This is a genomic window from Colwellia sp. BRX10-1 (assembly GCF_014077545.1).
GTDB lineage: Bacteria > Pseudomonadota > Gammaproteobacteria > Enterobacterales > Alteromonadaceae > Colwellia_A.
Genome location: NZ_JACGWC010000053.1, coordinates 1 through 3,274 on the forward strand (window position 1 = coordinate 1; position 3,274 = coordinate 3,274).

2 protein-coding genes and 2 pseudogenes are annotated in these 3,274 nt (G+C 37.4%); 3 read left to right on the plus strand and 1 reads right to left on the minus strand.

Annotation, left to right across the window (positions count from 1 at the left end):
• Positions 1 to 231: pseudogene (locus H4J75_RS19370) on the plus strand (transposase); the annotation flags it as partial.
• A 221-nt stretch (positions 232 to 452) separates the two neighbouring features.
• On the opposite strand, the gene H4J75_RS19375 reads toward H4J75_RS19370, so the two are convergent.
• Positions 453 to 1,370, minus strand: a complete 918-nt coding sequence (locus H4J75_RS19375; RefSeq protein ID WP_182223021.1) for an AraC family transcriptional regulator — start codon at positions 1,368 to 1,370, stop codon at positions 453 to 455.
• A gap of 117 nt (positions 1,371 to 1,487) precedes the next feature.
• Here H4J75_RS19375 and H4J75_RS19380 point away from each other — a divergent pair, with 117 nt between their 5' ends.
• Together H4J75_RS19380 and H4J75_RS20315 are read left to right on the plus strand one after the other, a co-directional pair.
• The gene (locus H4J75_RS19380; protein ID WP_182223022.1) at positions 1,488 to 2,852 is read left to right on the plus strand and encodes an MATE family efflux transporter; all 1,365 of its coding nucleotides are present in this window, start codon (positions 1,488 to 1,490) and stop codon (positions 2,850 to 2,852) included.
• A 252-nt stretch (positions 2,853 to 3,104) separates the two neighbouring features.
• Positions 3,105 to 3,274: pseudogene (locus H4J75_RS20315) on the plus strand (IS30 family transposase); the annotation flags it as partial.

Below are 3,274 nucleotides of genomic sequence, written 5' to 3' on the forward strand. Positions count from 1 at the left end.
GGTCGCGTAATAAGAGCAGACAAACGAGGCGCTATCGATAACAAAACCGCAAATATACTGTCAAGACTTCACATCAGCGATAAAAGTTGGCTCAAACTCACCACAAACTTTGAAGGTATATTCACGGGCGCGGTCGGCACCGCAGAGCATTTGTCTGAATTTACTGAGCACGTGGGGTTAAAGCGAGCACACGGTAAAACAAATGCCCAAGCTTGTTTGAATAGCGCGTAAACATAGCTACATTCAAAAACAGAAAGAAAAACACAGCTACCTTGGGGGAGAAGTAAAGCTTGCCTGAAATTCATTCATTTAATCAAAACATATAAAAATCGATATGCAAAGGCTTACAAGATGAAATAAATGCATTGTTGTTGACCAATGGATAGCGTGTTTCAGAGCATTATCATTGCGTAGAATTATTATGGGTGGCATAGTAATTTCAGACCTAAATATTATCTTTGCTCATCATTTTCAATGGCATTATGTTGAAAAGTATTTTTCTGTTCTTTACGCCAGCGACCGGGGCTTAAACCATAGTCTTTCTTAAAACGGTGAGCAAAGCTTGCACTATCGCCATAGCCTACGGTGTCAGCTATTTGATCAAGATTATATTGTGTATAACGAAGTAAGTAGCAAGCGTATTCTAGGCGAGTGTGAGTTAATAGTTTGATTGGTGTCATCCCCATTTCTTTCTTACATAAACGAAAGAAGTGCGGCTCAGACATATGCATTTCTGCAGCTAATTGCTTAACAGTCCACGGCAGTTGCAATTGCTTATTTACACGACGTATTAGAGAGTGAAATTTTTGTTGTTGCTTTGTTAGTTGCTGCCCCATGTTCAGTGTTTGCGCAATTTGATAAATTAAAACTTCGACTAAGCGCAATACAATATCTGATTGATACATACTCTCACCGTCTTTGAATTCTCTAATAAGTGACATCGTTTGATAAAGCTTCACTGCATTCGCACTGGAATAAACGGAAGGTTGAAGTTGATGAACAAACTTATATTCAGAACAGTCATGCAGTAATAGCCAACACATATCCCAGTACTTCCCCGAAAGTTCATACAAAAAAGGGGTTCCTGCTGGCAGTAAAAGCACACTACCGGGTTTAACTAAATATTCGTTGTTACCAAACTTGACCTTTCCCTCCCCTGCATGAGTAGAAATTAAGTAATGAACATGCCTATTGCTGTTTTCATTACCTAAACAAACTTCTCCTTTACCTGTTTTGCCTATTTGATATTCAGTTTGTAAATACGACAACCCCGCAATGGCTATGAAACTATCAGCTTGCCCTGGTAATTTATCAAAATTAATAAAATCCTCAATACAATCAGGATGAACATTTAAAATATCTTGCCACATAGAATTACCAAAATGATAGTTTTAAACATGATACATGACAATTTCACTTATGTTTTTTTTATCACTATATTTTATAATTCTATGCAATATTATAGTAACCCCTAATGACTAAAACCAATGCGTAACATCGAACCTTCATCATTAAAGCAAAGCATTAAATTAGCTTGGCCTATCTCTTTACAAAGCATATTGGTCACCATGCTAGGCATGAGTGACATAATGATGGTTGGGCATTTAGGCGATACGGCCGTTGCTTCTGTTGGGCTGGGTAACCGAATTCAATTTGTTTTTTTAATCATTTTAGCGGGACTCGCCTCAGGTGTTGGTACTTTATCTGCGCAACACTTTGGCGCGGGTCAAATTGGTGTGATTAGACAAGTCATTGTTAAAACACTTGTTATTGCAGCAGGGATTTTACTGCCTATATTACTCATTACTTTCTTGTTTTCTGACAATATCATGGGTATTGCCACAACAGATCCCAGCGTTATAAAAGCAGGAACAAACTACCTTTGGCTGACCATGCCTAGCTTAATTTTTGTTGTCATTGTGATGATATTTGAAAACGCGTTAAGGGGTCTTGGGCAAGTAGTCTTCCCCATGTTAATTAGTACCATAGCTATTATTACCAATATTCTTTTAAACTATTGGTTAATCAAAGGTGGCTTAGGTATAGAGCCAATGGGTGTCATTGGCGCTGCGCTAGCAACACTAATTGCGCGAGCACTTCATGCTTTATTAATACTGGTCTACTTAGCAAAGGTTAAGCACAGTATTTTTCCAACAACGTTCTTTTGTGCTAGTTTTTATAACAAACAAGAGTGGACTAAATTACTTACCTTAGTTTGGCCTATGATGCTAAGTTTTGGCGTGTGGTCATTAGGCACTTTTGTATATCAACTGATATATGGACGTATTGGAACACAAGAACTTGCTGTAATGAGTCTATTAGCGCCAATGGAAGGATTATTGGTTTCATTCTTTTTTGGTTTTGCTTCTGCTTGCGCTATTTTAGTTGGGCAGCGCTTAGGTAGAAACGAATTTATAACGGCATGGGTTTTAGCAAAACATTACGCCATTAGTGCGCCAATTGTTACCTTTTTATTAGCCTTAATTTTACTTCAATGTGAGTCTTTAGTCTTTATGCCTTATACCAATTTGTCTCCAGAAACAATGGCATTGTCCCATGATGTTTTTGTATTGATCACCTTTGGCACTTGCTTGAAAGTATTTAACTTAACTATGTCTATGGGGATATTACGCGCAGGTGGCGATAACAAATATTGCATGTTAATTGATATATCAGGCATGTGGATTTTAAGCATTCCATTAACGTTGGCGGCGGCATTTTACTTTAAGTTACCACTATATTGGGTAGTTCTCATCTCTTACTCTGAAGAAATAACTAAAGCATTTATGTTTGTTTTCAGAATGAGAACGAAGCTTTGGTTAAAAAACCTAACGGCTGAAAGTGTTACCTAGTTGAACCAATTCGATTAAGTTGCACATAATTAAAACTTGAGAAACCAATGTATATTTCTAAGTTGTAATCAAACCAGAAAGTCGTAAAATCTACATTGCAGTCACTCACCTTTTCTAAAATTCAGATGAAATAGAGTATTAGTTCTATGGCAAAACGCCCCCTATAGCCATAGAATTAAAATTTATGTCAGCTTTAAGATCTTGAGTTCAAATGGTCAATGCAATGCTATCCTTAAACAAAGGAGCGCAGCTATGAAAAGAAGAACTCGTATTATCTATACTGCTCAGCAAAGAGCATTAATGTGGGAAAAATACCAACAAGGAAGTACGCTTAATGATATAGCTCGATTGTTTGACCGACATCATCCTTCTATATCCCGCATTATAGCGGCGACTGGAGGTATACGACCTAACAACAAACA

What these genes read in the sequence shown, in the direction of transcription:
- H4J75_RS19380 (WP_182223022.1), top strand. Translation starts at nt 1,488, where the DNA reads ATGCGTAACATCGAACCTTCATCATTAAAGCAAAGCATTAAATTAGCT.
- H4J75_RS19375 (WP_182223021.1), bottom strand. Translation starts at nt 1,370, where the DNA reads ATGTGGCAAGATATTTTAAATGTTCATCCTGATTGTATTGAGGATTTT.